This is a genomic window from Gemmatimonadota bacterium (genome assembly GCA_009838845.1).
Lineage (GTDB): Bacteria > Latescibacterota > UBA2968 > UBA2968 > UBA2968 > VXRD01.
This window is the reverse complement of the sequence record VXRD01000035.1, coordinates 4,466-4,745: the sequence shown is the minus strand read 5'-3', so window position 1 is coordinate 4,745 and position 280 is coordinate 4,466. Positions and strand designations below refer to the sequence as shown.

Sequence of the window (280 nt, the reverse complement as noted above, 5' to 3'; positions counted from 1 at the left end):
CCCCACCCGTACCCCTATTTCCCCAAAAAGATCATGGCCAACCATAACCATTATGACGAGAAGGGACAGCCCGAGGATACCGAAACCAATGACAAATTGATCTTTATGACGGCGACACCCCAATCCAAGAGCAAGAATGCTGGTGGGCAGAATCAGCCACATCAAAAGCCCATGAAAATGTTCATCGCCAACAAATGTAGTATCCAACACAGGAGACGCAAGGAGTGCCGCAGGCAATGGCAAGAAATGGCTCGCCCTCAAGTTTGAAATAGCAATGGGG

Annotated in this window: 1 pseudogene (only partly in view); it reads right to left on the bottom strand. The window is 49.3% G+C overall.

Annotated elements, in window-relative coordinates:
- Positions 1-280 (bottom strand): annotated as a pseudogene (locus F4Y39_05265) (MerC domain-containing protein) (it continues 125 nt past the right edge of the window).